The organism is Bradyrhizobium nanningense (assembly GCF_004114535.1).
GTDB classification, from domain to species: domain Bacteria; phylum Pseudomonadota; class Alphaproteobacteria; order Rhizobiales; family Xanthobacteraceae; genus Bradyrhizobium; species Bradyrhizobium nanningense.
Genome location: NZ_LBJC01000081.1, coordinates 48,099 through 66,255, shown reverse-complemented (window position 1 = coordinate 66,255; position 18,157 = coordinate 48,099). Strand labels below are relative to the sequence as shown.

At 64.0% G+C, this 18,157-nt stretch carries 24 protein-coding genes; 21 read left to right on the top strand and 3 right to left on the bottom strand.

Annotated elements, in window-relative coordinates; all coding sequences use genetic code 11:
* Positions 1–11: 11 nt before the first annotated feature.
* The 11 genes from rplF to rplQ all read left to right on the top strand — a co-directional run bounded on the left by rplF (position 12) and on the right by rplQ (position 7,729).
* Positions 12–545 carry a 50S ribosomal protein L6 gene (gene rplF / locus XH84_RS37365; protein ID WP_128919619.1) on the top strand — a complete coding sequence of 178 codons (534 nt, stop codon included), beginning with the start codon at positions 12–14 and terminating at the stop codon, positions 543–545.
* 11 nt (positions 546–556) lie between these two features.
* Positions 557–919, top strand: a complete 363-nt coding sequence (gene rplR / locus XH84_RS37360) for a 50S ribosomal protein L18 (protein WP_007603036.1) — start codon at positions 557–559, stop codon at positions 917–919.
* A 47-nt stretch (positions 920–966) separates the two neighbouring features.
* Positions 967–1,563 (top strand): 30S ribosomal protein S5, encoded by a 597-nt coding sequence (rpsE, locus tag XH84_RS37355; RefSeq protein WP_014494507.1) that lies wholly within the window; start codon positions 967–969, stop codon positions 1,561–1,563.
* A 25-nt stretch (positions 1,564–1,588) separates the two neighbouring features.
* Complete coding sequence (rpmD, locus tag XH84_RS37350) at positions 1,589–1,783, top strand: 50S ribosomal protein L30 (RefSeq protein ID WP_011088137.1); 195 nt, start codon at positions 1,589–1,591, stop codon at positions 1,781–1,783.
* A gap of 76 nt (positions 1,784–1,859) precedes the next feature.
* Positions 1,860–2,345 (top strand): 50S ribosomal protein L15, encoded by a 486-nt coding sequence (rplO, locus tag XH84_RS37345; RefSeq protein WP_028137015.1) that lies wholly within the window; start codon positions 1,860–1,862, stop codon positions 2,343–2,345.
* 151 nt (positions 2,346–2,496) lie between these two features.
* A complete protein-coding gene (gene secY / locus XH84_RS37340; protein ID WP_100176995.1) occupies positions 2,497–3,828 on the top strand; it encodes a preprotein translocase subunit SecY in 1,332 nt (443 codons plus the stop codon).
* Between the two features lie 275 nt (positions 3,829–4,103).
* Positions 4,104–4,979: an adenylate kinase gene (locus tag XH84_RS37335; RefSeq protein ID WP_128919620.1), complete on the top strand. Its 876-nt coding sequence runs from the start codon at positions 4,104–4,106 to the stop codon at positions 4,977–4,979.
* Between the two features lie 185 nt (positions 4,980–5,164).
* Complete coding sequence (rpsM, locus tag XH84_RS37330) at positions 5,165–5,533, top strand: 30S ribosomal protein S13 (protein WP_008549231.1); 369 nt, start codon at positions 5,165–5,167, stop codon at positions 5,531–5,533.
* Between the two features lie 122 nt (positions 5,534–5,655).
* Positions 5,656–6,045, top strand: a complete 390-nt coding sequence (gene rpsK / locus XH84_RS37325) for a 30S ribosomal protein S11 (protein ID WP_007603045.1) — start codon at positions 5,656–5,658, stop codon at positions 6,043–6,045.
* Between the two features lie 114 nt (positions 6,046–6,159).
* Positions 6,160–7,191, top strand: coding sequence for a DNA-directed RNA polymerase subunit alpha (locus XH84_RS37320; RefSeq protein ID WP_128919621.1), 1,032 nt, complete (start codon positions 6,160–6,162; stop codon positions 7,189–7,191).
* 121 nt (positions 7,192–7,312) lie between these two features.
* Positions 7,313–7,729 (top strand): 50S ribosomal protein L17, encoded by a 417-nt coding sequence (rplQ, locus tag XH84_RS37315; RefSeq protein WP_128919622.1) that lies wholly within the window; start codon positions 7,313–7,315, stop codon positions 7,727–7,729.
* Between the two features lie 79 nt (positions 7,730–7,808).
* On the opposite strand, the gene XH84_RS37310 is transcribed toward rplQ, so the two are convergent.
* Positions 7,809–8,786 carry a Bug family tripartite tricarboxylate transporter substrate binding protein gene (locus XH84_RS37310; RefSeq protein ID WP_128919623.1) on the bottom strand — a complete coding sequence of 326 codons (978 nt, stop codon included), beginning with the start codon at positions 8,784–8,786 and terminating at the stop codon, positions 7,809–7,811.
* Between the two features lie 202 nt (positions 8,787–8,988).
* Here XH84_RS37310 and XH84_RS37305 point away from each other — a divergent pair, with 202 nt between their 5' ends.
* The 3 genes from XH84_RS37305 to XH84_RS37295 are packed head-to-tail and all read left to right on the top strand — an operon-like array spanning position 8,989 to position 11,465.
* On the top strand, positions 8,989–9,777 hold the full coding sequence (locus XH84_RS37305) for an SDR family NAD(P)-dependent oxidoreductase (RefSeq protein ID WP_128919624.1): 789 nt from the start codon (positions 8,989–8,991) through the stop codon (positions 9,775–9,777).
* Positions 9,778–9,785: 8 nt separating this feature from the next.
* Positions 9,786–10,082: a DUF1330 domain-containing protein gene (locus XH84_RS37300; RefSeq protein ID WP_128919625.1), complete on the top strand. Its 297-nt coding sequence runs from the start codon at positions 9,786–9,788 to the stop codon at positions 10,080–10,082.
* Between the two features lie 54 nt (positions 10,083–10,136).
* Positions 10,137–11,465 (top strand): chloride channel protein, encoded by a 1,329-nt coding sequence (locus tag XH84_RS37295; RefSeq protein ID WP_128919626.1) that lies wholly within the window; start codon positions 10,137–10,139, stop codon positions 11,463–11,465.
* 3 nt (positions 11,466–11,468) lie between these two features.
* Here the strand turns inward: XH84_RS37295 and XH84_RS37290 are convergent, their stop codons facing one another.
* A complete protein-coding gene (locus tag XH84_RS37290) occupies positions 11,469–12,482 on the bottom strand; it encodes a zinc-binding alcohol dehydrogenase family protein (RefSeq protein ID WP_128919627.1) in 1,014 nt (337 codons plus the stop codon).
* A gap of 121 nt (positions 12,483–12,603) precedes the next feature.
* On the opposite strand from XH84_RS37290, the gene XH84_RS37285 reads away from it, so the two are divergent.
* The 3 genes from XH84_RS37285 (at position 12,604) to XH84_RS37275 (ending at position 15,918) form a co-directional block, all read left to right on the top strand.
* Positions 12,604–12,987: a winged helix-turn-helix transcriptional regulator gene (locus XH84_RS37285; RefSeq protein WP_128919628.1), complete on the top strand. Its 384-nt coding sequence runs from the start codon at positions 12,604–12,606 to the stop codon at positions 12,985–12,987.
* 193 nt (positions 12,988–13,180) lie between these two features.
* Positions 13,181–14,587, top strand: a complete 1,407-nt coding sequence (locus XH84_RS37280; protein WP_164936277.1) for a DegQ family serine endoprotease — start codon at positions 13,181–13,183, stop codon at positions 14,585–14,587.
* A complete protein-coding gene (locus XH84_RS37275; RefSeq protein ID WP_128919629.1) occupies positions 14,584–15,918 on the top strand; it encodes a replication-associated recombination protein A in 1,335 nt (444 codons plus the stop codon). The genes XH84_RS37280 and XH84_RS37275 overlap by 4 nt, the downstream gene beginning before the upstream one ends.
* A gap of 103 nt (positions 15,919–16,021) precedes the next feature.
* Here the strand turns inward: XH84_RS37275 and XH84_RS41730 are convergent, their stop codons facing one another.
* Positions 16,022–16,252: a hypothetical protein gene (locus XH84_RS41730; protein ID WP_347338756.1), complete on the bottom strand. Its 231-nt coding sequence runs from the start codon at positions 16,250–16,252 to the stop codon at positions 16,022–16,024.
* On the opposite strand from XH84_RS41730, the gene XH84_RS41725 reads away from it, so the two are divergent.
* The 4 genes from XH84_RS41725 to XH84_RS37255 are packed head-to-tail and all read left to right on the top strand — an operon-like array spanning position 16,211 to position 18,106.
* Complete coding sequence (locus XH84_RS41725) at positions 16,211–16,330, top strand: type II toxin-antitoxin system RelE/ParE family toxin (RefSeq protein WP_347338752.1); 120 nt, start codon at positions 16,211–16,213, stop codon at positions 16,328–16,330. The genes XH84_RS41730 and XH84_RS41725 overlap by 42 nt on opposite strands.
* On the top strand, positions 16,330–16,620 hold the full coding sequence (locus tag XH84_RS37265) for a helix-turn-helix domain-containing protein (protein WP_128919630.1): 291 nt from the start codon (positions 16,330–16,332) through the stop codon (positions 16,618–16,620). The genes XH84_RS41725 and XH84_RS37265 overlap by 1 nt, the downstream gene beginning before the upstream one ends.
* The gene (locus XH84_RS37260; RefSeq protein WP_128919631.1) at positions 16,617–16,883 is read left to right on the top strand and encodes a helix-turn-helix transcriptional regulator; all 267 of its coding nucleotides are present in this window, start codon (positions 16,617–16,619) and stop codon (positions 16,881–16,883) included. Before XH84_RS37265 ends, XH84_RS37260 begins: the two co-directional genes overlap by 4 nt.
* A complete protein-coding gene (locus XH84_RS37255) occupies positions 16,880–18,106 on the top strand; it encodes an RluA family pseudouridine synthase (protein WP_128919632.1) in 1,227 nt (408 codons plus the stop codon). The genes XH84_RS37260 and XH84_RS37255 overlap by 4 nt, the downstream gene beginning before the upstream one ends.
* Positions 18,107–18,157 lie beyond the last annotated feature (51 nt).

The window sequence follows — 18,157 nt, the reverse complement described above, 5'->3', positions numbered from 1 at the left end:
ATTTTTGTTCCATGTCACGTGTTGGCAAAAGGCCTGTGGCGGTGCCGTCGGGTGTTACCGCGACCGTCGATGGGCAGACCGTCAAGATGAAGGGCCCGAAGGGTCAGCTTCAGTTCGTCGTCCATGACGACGTCGAGGTGAAGCTCGAGAACGGGCAGGTGAAGGTGAACCCCCGGGTCGAGACCAATCGCGCGCGGGCGCTGTACGGCACCGCTCGCGCCCAGGTCGCGAATCTGGTCGAAGGCGTCACCAAGGGCTTCGAGAAGAAGCTCGAGATCACCGGCGTCGGTTACCGCGCCGCGATGCAGGGCAAGAACCTGCAGCTCGCGCTCGGTTACAGCCACGACGTGGTCTATGCGATCCCGGATGGGATCACGATCACGGTGCCGAAGCCGACCGAGATCACGGTGACCGGCAGCGACATCCAGCGTGTCGGCCAGGTCGCGGCCGAGATCCGCAGCTATCGTCCGCCGGAGCCCTACAAGGGCAAGGGCGTGAAGTATGTTGGCGAATTCATCTTCCGCAAGGAAGGCAAGAAGAAGTAACGGAGCCGGTCATGTCCAAAGCCAAGGTTACCAATGCCCGGCGCAAGCGGAGTGTGCGGCTGAAGCTGCGCCGCTCCGGTGGCGGTCGTCCGCGTCTGTCGGTGTTCCGCTCGTCCAAGCACATCTACGCCCAGGTCATCGACGACCTGAAGGGCGAGACGCTGGCCTCTGCCTCGTCGCTCGAGAAGTCGATGCGCGACGGCGGCAAGACCGGCGCCGACATCGATGCGGCGAAGGCGGTCGGCAAGCTGCTGGCCGAGCGCGCCGCCGAGAAGGGCGTCAAGGAAGTCGTGTTCGATCGCGGCAGCTACCTCTATCACGGGCGCGTCAAGGCTCTTGCCGACGCTGCGCGTGAGAGCGGGCTGAGCTTCTAACAGAATTTGAGGATTGAGGCGTAAGCCTCTGAAGGATTGGAAAAACCATGGCAGCTGAACGCGAACAACGTGGTGGACGCGATCAACGCGGCGGCGGACGTGAACGCAGGGAGCGCGAGGAGCGCGACAGCGAGTTCGTCGACAAGCTCGTCCACATCAATCGCGTGGCCAAGGTCGTCAAGGGCGGCAAGCGCTTCGGTTTTGCGGCGCTGGTCGTGATCGGCGACCAGAAGGGCCGCGCCGGCTTCGGTCACGGCAAGGCGCGCGAAGTGCCGGAGGCGATCCGCAAGGCCACCGAGTCCGCCAAGCGCAACCTGACCCGCGTGTCGCTGCGCGAGGGCCGCACGCTGCATCACGACATCGCCGGCCGTCATGGCGCGGGCCGTGTCTACCTGCGTGCAGCTCCGGCCGGTACCGGCATCATCGCCGGCGGTCCGATGCGCGCCGTGTTCGAGACGCTCGGTGTCCAGGACGTGGTGGCGAAGTCGATCGGCTCGTCGAACCCCTACAACATGGTTCGTGCGACCTTCGATGCGCTGAAGCACCAGGACTCGCCGCGTTCGGTCGCAGCCCGCCGCAATATCAAGGTGTCCACCCTCCAGTCGCGCCGTATCGGTGGCGATGCCGAGGCGGCTGCCGACTAACGGAAGCTTTTCGGAGTAGACTCCCATGGCCAAGGCCGCAAAGACGATCAAGCTCGAGCAGACCGGCAGCGCGATCCGCCGCCATCACTCGCAGCGCTCGACGCTGATCGGGCTCAAGCTCAACAAGATCGGCCGCACCAGCGAACTGCCTGACACCCCGGCGGTCCGCGGCATGATCGAGAAGGTTCACCATCTCGTCCGCATCGTCGACGAGAAGTAAGCAAAGGCGCACGATCCCGAACAGCGGGCTACCCGTTTTCGGCGAAGATCAGGCGCAAGACACAAGGAGAAGGGCGATGAAGCTCAGCGATATCGCCGACAACGCCGGCTCGCGCAAGAAGCGTATGCGCGTCGGCCGCGGCATCGGTTCGGGCAAGGGCAAGCAGTCCGGCCGCGGCGGCAAGGGCCAGACCGCGCGTTCGGGCGTGCGCATCAAGGGTTTCGAAGGCGGCCAGATGCCGATGCATCGCCGCCTGCCCAAGCGCGGCTTCAACAACATCTTCCGCGTCGAGTTCGCCGAGATCAATCTCGACCGGCTCCAGGAAGCGGTCGATGCCAAGAAGATCGACGCCGGCAGCGTCGTGAACGTCGAGGCCCTGGTGAAGGGCGGCGTGCTGCGCCGCGCCAAGGGCGGCCTGCGGCTGCTCGGCCGTGGCGAGCTCAAATCCAAGCTCAACATCGAAGTCCACGGCGCCAGCAAGACCGCGATTGAAGCGGTCGAGAAGGCCGGCGGCTCGGTGAAGATCCTCGCCCCTGCCAAGGAAGAGGGCGAGGCGGCGTAACAACTGCGTCATCGGCCCGCGGCTCGCGGGCCTTTACGCATGTGGGACGATGGACTTATCGAAGCCGAGCCCCAGATAATGTCCGGTGTCCGGTATAATGTAGCCCGGCCGCGGGCATGACGGCGCGATAGGCGGCGGGAGAAAGTCCAAGATGGCCTCTGCAGCGGAACAACTGGCAGCCAATCTCAATTTCGGTGCGTTTGCCAAGGCGGACGAACTGAAGAAGCGCATCTGGTTCACCCTGGGTGCGCTGCTTGTTTATCGGCTCGGGACCTATATCCCGCTTCCCGGCATCGATCCCAATATCTGGGAGCAGGTGTTCCGCTCCCAGGCGGGTGGCATCCTCGGCATGTTCAACATGTTCGCCGGCGGCGGCATCCACCGCATGGCGATCTTCGCGCTGAACATCATGCCGTATATCTCGGCCTCGATCATCATCCAGCTCCTCACCACCGTCTCGCCGCAACTCGAGGCGCTGAAGAAGGAGGGCGAGTCCGGCCGCAAGCTGCTGAACCAGTACACCCGCTATCTCACCGTGATCCTGGCCGCGTTCCAGTCCTACGGCATCGCGGTGGGCCTCGAAGGCGCCGGCAACGTCGTCAGCGATCCCGGCATGTTCTTCCGCCTGTCCACCGCGATCACGCTGACCGGCGGCACTATGTTCCTGATGTGGCTGGGCGAGCAGATCACCTCGCGCGGCATCGGCAACGGCATCTCGCTGATCATTCTCGCCGGCATCGTCGCCGAGCTGCCCGCCGCGCTCGCCAACATGCTCGAGCTCGGCCGTCAGGGCGCGATGTCGACCGGCCTGATTCTGGTCGTCATCGTCATGGCCGTCGCCGTGATCGCCTTCATCGTGTTCATGGAGCGCGCGCAGCGTCGCCTCCTGATTCAGTATCCGAAGCGCCAGGTCGGCAACAAGATGTTCGAGGGCCAGTCCTCGCATCTGCCGCTCAAGCTCAACACCTCCGGCGTGATCCCGCCGATCTTCGCGTCCTCGCTGCTGCTGCTGCCGACGACGGTCGCGAATTTCAACGCGGGCAGCGGGCCGGAGTGGTTCCAGTGGATCACCACCCAGCTCGGCCACGGCCGTCCGCTGTTCCTGATCATGTATCTGGCGCTGATCGTGTTCTTCGCCTTCTTCTACACCGCGATCGTGTTCAACCCGACCGAGACCGCGGACAATTTGAAGAAGCACGGCGGCTTCATTCCGGGCATCCGTCCCGGCGAGCGCACCGCGGAATATATCGACTACGTGCTGTCGCGCATCACCGTGCTCGGCGCGATTTATCTGGCGATCGTCTGCTTGATCCCGGAGATCCTGATCTCCTACGCCTCGGTGCCGTTCTACTTCGGCGGCACCTCGCTGCTGATCGTCGTCAGCGTCACCATGGATACGGTGGCACAGGTGCAGGGCTATCTGCTGGCGCACCAGTATGAAGGCCTGATCCGCAAGTCGAAGCTGCGCGGCCGCCGTCGCTAGAGGCGGCGTGCTCTCGAGGCGGCGCGACCGCGCCGCCGATTCGCCGCGCGGGCAACGCGCGGCGCCCCGGAGGCGACCAGCCAAGCGTTCGGTCGCTTCGGCAGAGCTGCTCTAACTGCAGCGCAATCACTGATTTCAAGGCTCTTCTTGGCGTCCACCCATCTGCTCTCCTATGATATGGGTAGCGGTGCGGCGCCGATTATGGTTTGCACTGTTTTCGATCTTCAAACACAGGTGCGCGACATATCGCTCACCAATCCGGGGGGCGTATGTCGATGAGAATTATACTTCTGGGACCGCCGGGGTCGGGCAAGGGGACGCAGGCGCAGCTCTTGGTGCAGCGCTATGGCATCGTCCAGCTCTCGACCGGCGAGATGCTGCGCGCTGCGGTTGCGGCCGGAACGCCGGTCGGACTCAAGGCCAAGGAGATCATGGCCAGCGGCAGCCTCGTGCCCGACGAGGTCGTGGTCGGAATCATCTCCGATCGCATCGACCAGCCGGACGCCCAGAATGGCTTCATCCTCGACGGCTTCCCGCGCACCGTACCGCAGGCCGAAGCGCTGGACGAACTGCTCAAGGCCAAGCGCCTCAAGCTCGACGCCGTGATCGAGCTCCGCGTCAACGAGAGCGCGCTTCTGCACCGTGTCGAGACCCGCGTCGCCCAGATGCGGGAGCGCGGGGAGGAGGTCCGGCTCGACGACACGCCGGAGGTCCTGACCAAGCGACTCGCCAGCTACCGCAGCCAGACGGAACCGCTGATTCACTACTATTCCGAGCGGCGGAAGCTCTCGACCATCGACGGTATGATGGCCATCGACGAGGTTACCCGCGCCATCGATCGCCAACTCCAGGCGCTGGGGGCGGCCGAGGCCACGACCCGTGCCAAGAGCGCAGCCAAGGCGGCGCCGGCCAAAAAGGCGCGGGCGGCCAAGGCGGCGACCCCAGAGGCAGCCAAAAAGCTGGCGAAAACGGCTAAAAAGCCCGCCAAATCGGCTAAAAAGGCCGCCAAGGCGGTGAAGGGCCCAAAGACGGCCAAGAAAGCCGTCAAGAAAGCCGCCAAAAAGACCAGCAAGAAAGCAGCGAAGAGCGCCGTCAAAAAGACTGCCAAGAAGGCTGCAAAAAAGGTCACGAAAAAGCGAGCCAAGCGCTAGCAGCGGTTGACGAAAGCCCCCGGAATCCCCTAATAAGCCCCGCATCCAAGTCGGATAGTTTCAGACGATGCCGGGCCCCAGGAAGACCGGGGGAGGGCGTCGTGTTCGCGTTTGTGAACACCTGCCCGAGAACACAAGCACTTAAAGCCCGATCCTGACGAGGGTCGGCAACAGGAGAGAAGGCCGTGGCCCGTATTGCCGGCGTGAACATTCCCACCAACAAGCGCGTGCTGATCGCGCTCCAGTACATCCATGGCATCGGTCAGAAGATCGCCGGTGAGATCCTGGAGAAGGTGAAGATCCCCGTGGATCGTCGCGTCAATCAGCTCAGCGACGCTGAAGTGCTCCAGATCCGCGAAGTGATCGACCGCGACTATCTCGTCGAGGGCGACCTGCGCCGCGAGGTCGGCATCAACATCAAGCGTCTGATGGACCTCGGCTGCTATCGCGGCCTGCGTCATCGTCGCGGTCTGCCGGTGCGCGGCCAGCGCACCCACACCAATGCGCGCACGCGCAAGGGTCCGGCGAAGGCCATCGCCGGCAAGAAGAAGTAAGTTTTCGAATCCAATCACGGCGTGCGGCGAACAGGTGATCCCCGTTCGCTGCGCGCCTTTCGTTCCACAGGTGTAGCCGCTGGCATTACGGCGGCGTTTGAGATCTTCAGGAAAGGGACACAATGGGCAAGGAAGCCACCCGCGTTCGTCGTCGTGAGCGCAAGAACATCGCCTCCGGCGTCGCGCATGTGAACTCGTCGTTCAACAACACGACCATCACCATCACCGACGCGCAGGGCAACACGATTGCCTGGTCCTCCGCCGGCACGATGGGCTTCAAGGGCTCGCGCAAGTCGACCCCGTACGCCGCGCAGGTTGCCGCCGAGGACGTGTCCAAGAAGGCGCAGGAGCACGGCATGCGCACGCTGGAAGTCGAAGTCGCCGGTCCCGGTTCGGGCCGCGAATCGGCGCTCCGCGCGCTTCAGGCCGCCGGCTTCACCGTCACCTCGATCCGCGACGTGACCACGATCCCGCACAACGGTTGCCGTCCCCGCAAGCGTCGTCGCGTTTGATTTTTACGAGTTGCGGGCGCATCGGCGCCCGCAATGACTTTGCAAGAAGCCGCAGGAATATTCTGCGGCCTTTCTCCAACGCCAGTATTTGATGCCTCAAATTGACTGGCCTGTATGGGTGAAACAGTGACGATCCAGAAAAATTGGCAAGAACTGATTCGGCCGAACAAGCTCCAGGTCACGCCCGGCAGCGATTCCTCGCGTTTCGCGACGATCGTCGCCGAGCCGCTCGAGCGTGGCTTCGGCCAAACCCTCGGCAACGCGCTGCGCCGCATCCTGCTCTCCTCGCTCCAGGGCGCGGCAGTGCAGTCGGTGCACATCGACGGCGTGCTGCACGAGTTCTCCTCGATCGCTGGCGTCCGTGAAGACGTCACCGACATCGTGCTCAACATCAAGGACATCTCGATCAAGATGCAGGGCGAAGGCCCCAAGCGCATGGTCGTGAAGAAGCAGGGCCCCGGCGTCGTCACCGCCGGTGACATCCAGACCGTCGGCGATGTCGTCGTGCTCAACCCGGACCTGCAGATCTGCACCCTCGACGAGGGCGCCGAGATCCGCATGGAGTTCACGGTCGCTACCGGCAAGGGCTACGTGCCCGCCGAGCGCAACCGTCCCGAGGATGCGCCGATCGGCCTGATCCCGGTCGACAGCCTGTACTCGCCGGTCCGCAAGGTCTCCTATAAGGTCGAGAACACCCGCGAGGGCCAGATCCTCGACTACGACAAGCTGACGATGACAATCGAGACCAACGGCGCGCTGACGCCGGATGATTCCGTGGCCTACGCCGCGCGCATCCTGCAGGATCAGCTCAACGTGTTCGTCAACTTCGAAGAGCCGCGCAAGGAAGTCGCCCAGGAGATCATCCCGGACCTCGCCTTCAACCCGGCCTTCCTCAAGAAGGTGGACGAGCTCGAGCTGTCGGTGCGTTCGGCCAACTGCTTGAAGAACGACAACATCGTATACATCGGCGACCTCGTGCAGAAGAGCGAAGCGGAAATGCTCCGCACCCCGAACTTCGGCCGCAAGTCGCTGAACGAGATCAAGGAAGTGCTGGCCCAGATGGGCCTGCATCTCGGTATGGAAGTGCCGGGCTGGCCGCCGGAGAACATCGACGAGCTCGCCAAGCGCTTCGAGGATCATTACTGATCTGACTTCACCGTGACGGCCGGCGTCCCCGGTCGTCATTATTATGGGCGAACGCAGGAAGCCCACCTGAGCAACTGGTCCGACGAACCGTCGCGGCAGTTCTAACGTAAGGAATAGTTACATGCGTCACGGCAAGGTTCATCGGAAGCTCAACCGCACGGCCGAGCATCGCCGCGCGATGTTCGCCAATATGGCGGCTGCGCTGATCAAGCACGAGCAGATCGTCACCACGCTGCCCAAGGCCAAGGAGCTTCGCCCGATCGTCGAGAAGCTCGTCACCCTCGGCAAGAAGGGCGGGCTGGCCATGCGCCGCCAGGCCATCTCCGAGATGCGCGACAAGGATCAGGTCAAGAAGCTGTTCGACGTCTTGGCGCCCCGCTACAAGGACCGCCAGGGAGGCTACACTCGCATCATCAAGGCCGGCTTCCGCTATGGCGACAACGCGGCGATGGCTGTGATCGAGTTCGTCGATCGCGACGTCGATGCCAAGGGCCAGGACTCCGGTCCGGTGCAGGAAAAGGAAGCCGAGGCGGCGTAAGCCACTCAGCGAATACGGATTGAAAACGGCGCCCTCGGGCGCCGTTTTTGTTTTCCGGACTGACGCAGATTCGCTGGGACTATTCCTCCTTGATCCCCGCCTTTTGCGCGATGTCCTTCATGTCAGCGGTCTCCTTAGTGATGGCTCCCGCCCAATCGCTGTAACGCGCGAAGCCGGGTTCGAAGCCGACCTTGGCGAAGCGCTCGGCTACGGAGGGATTGTTGATCGTCTCCTCCAGGGTTGCCGAGAGCTTGTCGTGAACGGCCGGTGGCAGGCCCTTGGGAGCGACCACGGCGCCCCATGAGGCGAAGTCGATGTTGCCATAGCCGAGCTCGGCGAGCGTCGGCACGTCAGGCAGGAGCGGCGTGCGCTTGGCCGAGAACACGGCGAGCACCTTGACGGCGCCCGCCTCGATCTGCGGCTTGACCGCGATCACGGTGTCGACGTGGTACTGGATGTGCTTGCCGATGAGGTCGTTCATCGCCGGCGCGCTGCCCTTGTAGGGCAGGTGGACCATCTTGATCCCGGCCGCCGATTTGAACAGTTCGCCGGCAAAATGCGAGACGGTCGCGACGCCGAAGGAGGCCAGCGAGAGCTTGTCGGGATTGGCCTTGGCTTCAGTGACGAGTGCAGCCACGTCCTTTACCGGATTGTCCTTGTAGGTGACCAGTACCAGCGTGATCTTGCCGACCTGGCCGAGCGGCTCGAAATCCTTGGCCGCGTCGTAGGGCACGCTTTCCTTGACGGCTGCCGGCAGCGTGAAACTCGAGTTCGAGCTGAAGAACAGGGTGTATCCGTCCGGCGCCGATCGCGCGACTTCCCTGGCCGCAATCGTGGTGCCGCCGCCGGGGCGGTTCATGATGATCACGGGCTTGCCGAGCCGCGTCTCCAGTTCGCCGCCGATGATGCGCGCCACCACGTCGGAGGCGCCGCCGGGCGGGAAGGGGACGATCAATTGCAACGATTTGTCCGGATAGACCGCTTGAGCCGGCGCGAGCGAATTGCCGCACATCAGGCCGAGCAACCCGAGCGCAACAGTGAGGGTCGTTCTCTTCATCGCATGGTCCTTCCGCGTTCGCATGAGCAAGATGCTCGGGTGTGGTTTAGCAATAATCATTCCAGCTGCGGCCAAAACGGAGGCGGGTGAGGTCTCCACTTTGCCGGAACAGCTCCAGACAGTTTCACTGATTGGTGAGCGCCGATTGCGGCCCGATCCGTCGCGTCCGATATCCCCGTCATCGATCTGATGGAGATACTACATGAACATCGACCTTTCGGGAAAAACGGCGCTGGTGACCGGCTCGACCGCCGGCATCGGCCGCGCCATCGCCAAAGGCCTGGCAGCCTCCGGCGCCAGCGTCGTCATCAACGGCCGCGGCCAGGACAAGGTCGATGCGGCCGTGCGCAAGCTGGAAGGGACGGGCGCGAGGATTCGCGGCATCGCCGCCGACGTCTCGACCGCTTCGGGCTGCAAGGCGCTCGTTGCGGCGCTGCCGGATGTTGACATCCTCGTCAACAATGCCGGCATCTTCGAGCCGAAGGACTTTTTCGACATTCCCGACGAGGACTGGAGCCGTTTCTTCGAGGTCAATGTGATGAGCGGCATCCGGCTGTCGCGGGCCTACATGAAGGGCATGCTCAAGCGCAATTGGGGCCGCATCGTCTTCATCTCCTCGGAGTCCGGCATCAACATTCCCGTCGAGATGATCCACTACGGCATGACCAAGACGGCCCAGCTCTCGGTTGCGCGCGGTCTGGCGCAGCTGACCCGCGGCACCGGCGTCACCGTCAACTCCGTGCTGCCGGGCCCGACCATGTCGGAGGGCGTCGAAGCTTTCGTGAAGGATCTCGCCAGGCAGAACGGACAGTCGGTGGACGAGGCCGCTGCCAATTTCGTCAAGCAGCATCGCCCGAGCTCGCTGCTCCAGCGTTTCGCCGGCGTCGACGAGATCGCCAACATGGTGGTCTATGTCGCCTCGAAGCAGGCATCTGCCACCAACGGAGCGGCGCTGCGCGCGGAAGGCGGCATCGTCAACACCATTGCCTGAGGCCGTGCATGACAGCCTATGTGATCTCCGAAGTCGAGATGCGCGATCCCGATGGATTTGAAGCCTATCGCACGCTCGCCGCGAAGACGATCGCGCAGTACGGCGGACGTTATCTGGTCCGTGGCGGCAAGGCCGAGCTTGCCGAAGGCAACCTCCCGGCGAAGGCGATCGTCATCGTCGAATTTCCGTCGATGGCCAGGCTGAAGGAATGGTACGCCTCGCCGGAATATGCCGAGGCCCTCAAGCTGCGGCAGACGGCGCTCGAGCGGCGGCTGATCTTTGTCGAGGGGGCGGTTCCAGCCTAGCTGATCTGCCCACTTGCCCCTTTTATCCGGGGCGTAGCAGGCTAAAACCCAGCTATGCTCTGGCCCCTCTCGACTCGTCACAAACGCCTGTTCAGGCTGACATCCGCGCGATGGCAGCGGCGGGCGATCTTTCTCCTCGGTGGGATCGGGGTCGGCGCCACAGCGGTGGCGCTGGCACAACTCGCCGATCTTGCGCAGCATGCCTTCGCGCTGCTGCTCGCGAAGTCCCGCTATGCCGTGCTGGCCGTGACGCCGCTCGGCTTCGTGCTCTCGGCCTATCTGACCATTCGTCTGTTCCCGAACGCGCAGGGCAGCGGCATCCCGCAGGCGATCGCCGCACGGCATCTGACCGATCAGAGCGCGCGCGAGAGCCTGGTCTCGATCCGGATAGCGATCGGAAAGACGATCCTCACTCTGCTCGGTCTGTTGTGTGGCGGCTCCGTTGGCCGGGAAGGGCCGACGGTGCAGGTCGGCGCGTCCATCATGTTCGCGCTCGGCCGCGTCTCGCCGCGCCGCCAGCCCGGGTTGATTCTGGCCGGCGCCGCCGCAGGCGTTGCCGCAGCGTTCAACACGCCGCTGGCCGGCATCGTTTTCGGCATCGAGGAGATGAGCCGCGCTTTTGAGACCCGCACGTCCAGTCTCATCATCGCGGCCGTGATTGCGGCCGGCCTGACCTCGCTGGCGCTGGCGGGCAATTACGCCTATTTCGGCAGCAGCGCGATGTCACTGGCGCGTGGCACGGACTGGCTGGCCGTTCCGCTCTGTGGTGTGGCCGGCGGCCTCGCGGGCGGCCTGTTCAGCCGCATCGTTATCGCGATGGCGCGCGGGTTCAAGAATCCGCTCGGCTACGCGATCAAAGACCACCCACTCTGGTTCGCATTCGCGTGCGGCATCGCTGTCGCGATCTGCGGCCTGGTGTCCGGCGACACGATCTACGGCACGGGCTATGTGCAGGTGAAGACGGCGCTGGAGCACAGCTCGCCGTTGCCGCCGGACTTCGGCGTGCTCAAGCTCCTGGCGACGACCTTTGCTGCGATCAGCGGCATACCGGGCGGCATTTTCTCGCCGTCGCTCGCCGTGGGTGCCGGCATCGGCAGCAACATCGCCTCGTTCTTCCACGATGCGCCGCTCGGCGCGATCATGCTGCTCGGCATGGTCTCGTATTTTGCCGGCGTAGTGCAGGCACCGATCACGGCGTTCGTGATCGTAACCGAGATGACCGACAATCACGGCATGGTCGTGCCCCTGATGGCGGCCGCGCTGATTGCGCATGCAACTTCGCGAATGATCTGCGAGGAGGGCATTTATCATGCCCTGGCCAAAGGCTTTGTCGAACGGGCGACGCGTCCGCACGGAGCGAAGGCGCCGCACGCTTCGAACTGAAGCCTACCACCCCTCCAGCACGATCTTGCCGCGCGATTTGCCGCTCTCGAGCAGCGCATGCGCGCGCTTGAGATTGGCGGCGTTGATCGTGCCGAAGGTCTGGTCGAGCGTGGTGCGCAGCACGCCCTTGTCGATGAGGTCTGAGACGTCGTTCAGCAGATGATGCTGCGCGATCATGTCCGCCGTCTGGAACGAGGAGCGCGTGAACATCGATTCCCAGTGCACCGAGATCGCCTTGCCCTTGAATGTGCTCATGATGAATTCCGGGGGATCGTCGATCAGGCCGAACTTGCCCTGCGGGGCCATGAGCTCGGCGATCGCCTTGTAGTGCTGGTCGGTGAAAGTGAGGCTCGCCACCAGCGCGACCGGCGGCACCTTGAGCTTCTCGATTTGCTCCTTCATCGGCTTGCCGTGGTCGATCACGGCATGCGCGCCGAGATCGAGGCACCATTTTTGCGATTCCGGCCGCGTCGCCGTGGCAAGCACCGTGAGGCCCGTGAGTCGGCGCGCGAGCTGGATCAGGATCGAGCCGACGCCGCCGGCGCCGCCCGTGATCAGCAGCGTGCGCGGATCGACGCTCTTGCCGGGCACCGCGCCGAGCCGGTCGAACAGCAATTCCCAAGCGGTGATGGAGGTGAGGGGAAGGGCGGCTGATTGCGCGAACGACAGGCTCTTCGGCTTGTTGCCGACGATGCGTTCGTCGACCAGGTGGAATTCGGAATTGGTGCCCTGGCGCAGGATCGAGCCGGCGTAAAACACCTCGTCGCCCGGCTTGAACAGCGTGACTTCGGGCCCGACCGCATCGACCACGCCGGCTGCGTCATAGCCCAGGATCTTGGTCTCGCCCTCGGGCGGCGCTGCGCGCTTGCGCACCTTGTAATCGACCGGATTGGCCGAGATCGCTTTTACGGCGACGCGGATGTCGCGCCCTTTGGGCTCGGGCTTTGCGGTCTCGAAATCGAACAGTGAATCCGCATCCTCGATCGGAAGCGATCTCTTGTAGCCGATGGCCTTCATGGCTTGTCTCCATCAGATGGCATGCTCGCCTGCCGTCCTAACTGTCGCCCTGGCTCCGATTTGGCAAGTACTGTAAATTCGGGGATATAGTCCCTGTTTGGATACTATTGGGAAAATACGCATGAAACGCCGCAATTTTGCCCGCCGTCCCGGCTGCTCGGTCGAGGCGACGCTGGACCTGATCGACGGCAAGTGGAAGGGCGTGATCCTCTATCACCTGCAGAGCGGCACCCAGCGCTTCGGCGAATTGCGCCGCCGGATGCCCGGCATCACCCAGCGCATGCTGACAAAGCAGCTTCGCGCGCTGGAGGAGGACAAGCTCGTCATCCGCAAGGTCTATGCCGAGGTGCCGCCGCGCGTGGAGTATTGCCTGTCCGAGTTAGGTGAGAGCCTCAAGCCTGTCATCGACATCCTGAAGGCCTGGGGCGAGAGCCATCAACGGCTTCTGCCCTGCGGGCCTGCGCCCGAAGTGGAGCCGGTCAAGAGGCGCAAGCGCGCAGCATAGGTCGGGGAACAGCCATCGCGCGAGAACGGATGCGCGGCAAGACGCAGTCATGGTTCGCGCGCGGCAAATGGTCGTTCCGCACGCGTGGCTTGCATGCTTCCGACGTCAGAGGAGGGCCGAATATTGCCGCCCGGCGCCCTTCTATTGGCGGACGAACGCGCCTATATTCCGGCGTCTTTTCCAAGAGGTAGGAATGTTTCGATCGATCTGGACCGCCGTCGTCACGGCCTTGTGCATAGCCTTTTCCGCCCAGTTCAATCCGGCTGCTGCGCAGGACCGTCGGGTCCCGTCCTCGCCGGTCGAGTTGCGGCTGTCCTATGCGCCGATCGTGCAGCGGGTTCAGCCGGCCGTGGTCAACGTCTATGCGGCAAAGGTGGTGCAGAATCGCAACCCGCTGCTGGACGACCCGATCTTCCGCCGCTTCTTCGGTGTGCCGGGCCAGCAGCAGGAGCAGGTGCAGCGCTCACTCGGCTCCGGCGTCATCGTCGATACGTCCGGCCTCGTCGTCACCAACGTCCATGTCATCGAAGGCGCCGACCAGGTGAAGGTGTCGCTGTCGGACAAGCGCGAGTTCGAGGCCGAGATCGTGCTGAAGGATTCCCGCAGCGATCTTGCGGTGCTGCGTCTGAAGGATTCGAAAGAGAAGTTTCCGGCGCTCGAATTCACAAATTCCGATGAGCTGCTGGTCGGTGACGTCGTGCTGGCGATCGGCAATCCCTTCGGCGTCGGCCAGACCGTGACCCACGGCATCATCTCGGCGCTTGCGCGCACGCAGGTCGGGATCACTGACTACCAGTTCTTCATCCAGACCGATGCGGCGATCAATCCCGGCAATTCCGGCGGTGCGCTGGTCGACATGAACGGCCGGCTCGCCGGCATCAACACCGCGATCTACTCGCGCTCCGGCGGCTCGCAAGGAATCGGCTTTGCAATCCCCGCCAACATGGTGCGCGTCGTCGTCGCCTCCGCCAAGAGCGGCGGCAAGGCGGTCAAGCGGCCGTGGCTCGGCGCAAAGTTGCAGGCGGTGACGCCCGAGATTGCCGAGAGCCTCGGCCTGCGCTCGCCGACCGGTGCGCTCGTCGCGAGCGTGGTGTCGGGCGGCCCTGCGGCGAAGGCCGGCCTGAAATCTTCCGATCTCATCACCGGGATCGACGGCCAGACGGTGGATGATCCCAACGCCTTCGATTATCGCTTCGCCACCCGTCCGCTCGGCGGCACCGCGCAGATCGACGTGCAGCGCGGCGGCAAGCCGCTGAAGCTGGCGGTGGCGCTGGAGACCGCGCCCGACGCGGGACGCAACGAGCTCGTCGTCACCGCGCGCTCGCCGTTCCAGGGCGCGAAGGTCTCGACCATCACGCCGGCGGTCGCCGACGAGCTGCATCTGGACGCCGACACCGAAGGTGTCGTGATCACCGATCTCGGCGGCGACAGCGCGGCCGCGAATGTCGGATTCCAGAAGGGCGACATCATCCTCGCAGTGAACAATCAGAAGATTGCCAAGACTGCGGATCTCGAGAAGATTGCTAAAGACACGCCGCGACTCTGGCGCATCACGCTGGTGCGCGGCGGCCAGCAGATCAACGTGACGCTGAGCGGATGAGTCCGAAGCGACCACAGCAGACGCCAACGCTCTTTGCCGCGGCGGGGCTCGATCAGGAGGCTCCGCATCCGCTGCCGGATCGCTTGCGCCCGCGCGCGCTATCGGAGGTCGTCGGCCAGGACCATATCCTCGGACCCGACGGTGCGCTGACGCGCATGCTGGAGACGCGCACGCTGGGCTCGTTGATATTCTGGGGCCCGCCCGGCACCGGCAAGACCACGGTGGCGCGGCTCTTGGCGGATGCGACCGACCTGCATTTCGAGCAGATCTCCGCGGTGTTCTCCGGCGTCGCCGACCTGAAGAAGGCGTTTGACGCTGCCCGCGCCCGCCGCGAGATGGGCAAGGGCACGCTCTTGTTCGTCGACGAGGTACATCGCTTCAACCGAGCCCAGCAGGATTCCTTTCTGCCCGTGATGGAAGACGGCACGGTGGTGATGGTCGGCGCCACCACCGAGAACCCGTCCTTCGAGCTGAACGCGGCGCTTTTGTCCCGCGCGCGCGTGCTGGTGTTTCGCTCGCTCGACGCGGCCGCGATCGAAAAGCTGTTCGCGCATGCCGAGGCGGTCGAGGGCAGGAAGCTGCCGCTTGATGAAGAGGCGCGCGCCGTGCTGGTGCGCATGGCTGACGGCGATGGCCGCGCCTCGCTGACGCTCGCCGAAGAGGTCTGGCGTTCGGCCCGGGCCGACGAGATCTTCAATGCCGCGCAGTTGCAGGAGATCCTGCAGCGCCGCGCCCCGATCTACGACAAGTCGGCGGACGGCCATTACAACCTGATCTCGGCGCTGCATAAGTCGGTGCGCGGCTCCGATCCCGATGCGGCGCTGTATTATCTCGCGCGGATGTTGGACGCCGGCGAAGACCCGCTGTTCCTGGCCCGCCGCGTCGTGCGCATGGCGGTCGAGGACATCGGGCTGGCCGACCCGCAGGCGCTCGTCATCGCCAACGCGGCCAAGGACGCCTTCGACTTCCTCGGCCATCCCGAAGGCGAACTCGCCATCGCGCAGGCCGTGGTCTATCTCGCCACCGCACCGAAATCGAACGCCGTCTACACCGCTTTCGGCACGGCGATGCAGGTCGCAAAGCAAGCCGGCTCGCTGCTGCCGCCCAAGCGCATCCTCAACTCCCCGACCAAGCTGATGAAGTCGGAAGGCTACGGCGCAGCTTACGAGTACGACCACGACGCCCCCGATGCCTTCTCCGGACAAGACTACTTTCCGGAAGCCTTGGGCCGCCAGACCTTCTACGACCCGCCGGAGCGTGGCTTCGAGCGCGAGATCAGGAAGCGGCTGGACTACTGGGCCAAGCTGCGCAAGGAGCGGGGCGGGACGTAGGTTCTGCGGCGCCAAACGAAGGCTTGCATTTGCGTGTCAAAAATGACACACGAGTGCGACCGAATGATCGATCGTGCGAAGAAGCTTCCCGCCAGATTTTATGTCAGCTCGACAGGTCGAAATCCTGTTCGCGAGTGGATATCGGAATTGACTCCGGAAGATCGTCGAACTGTCGGGAAGGATATTCAGAAAGTCGAATTCGGTTGGCCGATAGGACGCCCGCATTGCGCTTCGCTTGGGAGGCGGATTGTGGGAGGTCCGGAGTGATCTCGACAGCAACCGAATTGCGCGAGTGATCTTCTGTCTGGAAGGCGGCCAGATGATCCTGCTTCATGGCCTCATCAAGAAGACGCAGAAAGTGCCAAAGCAGGATCTCGACCTTGCGCTGAAGCGCAGACGGGAGGTGACGTAATGGCGAAGAGAAAAGTGCGCGTGAGCGAAGAGACGTTCGACGAGTTTCTTGCCGAGCAAGGTATCCTTGGGGCGTGTGAGGAGCGTGCCATCAAGGAACTCATTGCCGAGCAACTCACGGAAGCAATGAAGACGCAGGGAATTACGAAGACGGCGATGGCGGAACGTATGAAGACGAGTCGTCGCCAACTCGATAGACTTCTTGATCCGACGACGCCCTCCGTGACGCTTGATACCTTGCAGCGTGCGGCGAGCGCCGTGGGACGGACGCTGAAAGTCGAATTGGTATGACATTGCCTTTATCCCGAGTGACCGCGCGCGGGACATCCATTCATCCCGGTGGGCACCTCGCCGAAGAACTGCGCGAACTCGGCATCACCGCTGACCCGGCGCTGCGCCTGGGTCACTGGTTCGGCACCAGCCCGCAATTCTGGATGAACCTGCCACAGCAATATGAGCTGCGGCTGGCGGAGAAGGAGGTCGGCGCGCAGCTAGCGTCGCTGCCCCGCCGCGCCAACGCCCAGTCGACACGAAAGCTTGGAAAGACCGCATGAGCCGCCGCATCAAGAGAATGAACCCAAAGCCCCGTTCGCGGGACGAGCGCGACGACTCACGTCCGCATCAGGCACGCGGCGCGAAGAAAGCCGGCCCGCGTTCGGGCGGCAAGCCGCCGCGCTTTGCCGGTGAGCGTGCCGAGCGGCGTGCCCCCGAACGCGCCGAGCGGCGGCCGCCCAAAGCTGCACAGGAACGGCCTGTGCCCGAAAAGCCCGTCGAGGCGCTGCTGCCGACCAAGGTGCAGACCGTCAAGGTGACGGCGGACGAGAACAACATGCGGGTCGACCGTTTCCTTGAAGCGCGCTTCCCCGGTCTGTCGTTCTCCCACATCCAGCGCGTCGTCCGCAAAGGCGAGCTGCGCGTCGACGGCAAGCGCGTCGACAGCAAGGACCGGCTGGAGGAGGGACAGAGCGTCCGCATCCCGCCGCTGAAGCTCGACGCGCCCAAGGTGGTCGGCGAGCTCTCGGAGGCTGCGCAGAAGACGCTCAAGGCGCTCAAGGAGATGACGATCTTTGAGGATGACGACGTCCTCGTTCTCAACAAGCCCGCCGGCCTTGCCGTGCAGGGCGGCTCGGGCATGACGCGGCATATCGACCAGATGCTGGAGGTGATGCGCGATGCCAAGGGCCAGAAGCCGCGCCTCGTGCACCGTATCGATCGCGAGACCTCGGGCTGCTTGCTGATAGCCAAGACACGCTTTGCGGCCTCGCATCTGACCGGCGCGTTCCGCTCGCGGTCGGCGCGAAAAGTCTATTGGGCGCTGGTGCCGGGCCTGCCGAAGCCGAAGCAGGGCCGCATTTCGACCTTCCTCGCGAAGGAGGAGAGCGAGGACGATACCATCATGCGCATCGCCCAGCACGGTGACGAGGGCGCGAGCCACGCGGTGACCTACTACGCAGTGGTCGAGACCGCCGGCAACAAGCTGACCTGGGTGTCGCTGAAGCCGGTGACGGGCCGCACCCACCAGCTGCGCGCCCACATGGCCCATATCGGCCATCCCATCGTTGGCGATCCCAAATATTTCAACATCGAGAATTGGCAATTGCCGGGTGGCCTGCAGAACCGGCTGCATCTGCTCGCGCGCCGCATCGTCATTCCGCATCCGCGCGGCGGCGTGATCGACGCCACCGCGCCGCTGCCGCCGCACATGCAGCAGTCGTGGAATCTGCTCGGGCTCGATGCAAGCCGGTTTGATCCGATCGAGAACGCGCCGGAGGAGTAGGGCGCTCAGCTCGCCATATACCCGGTGTCATCGCCCGCCTTGTGCGCACTT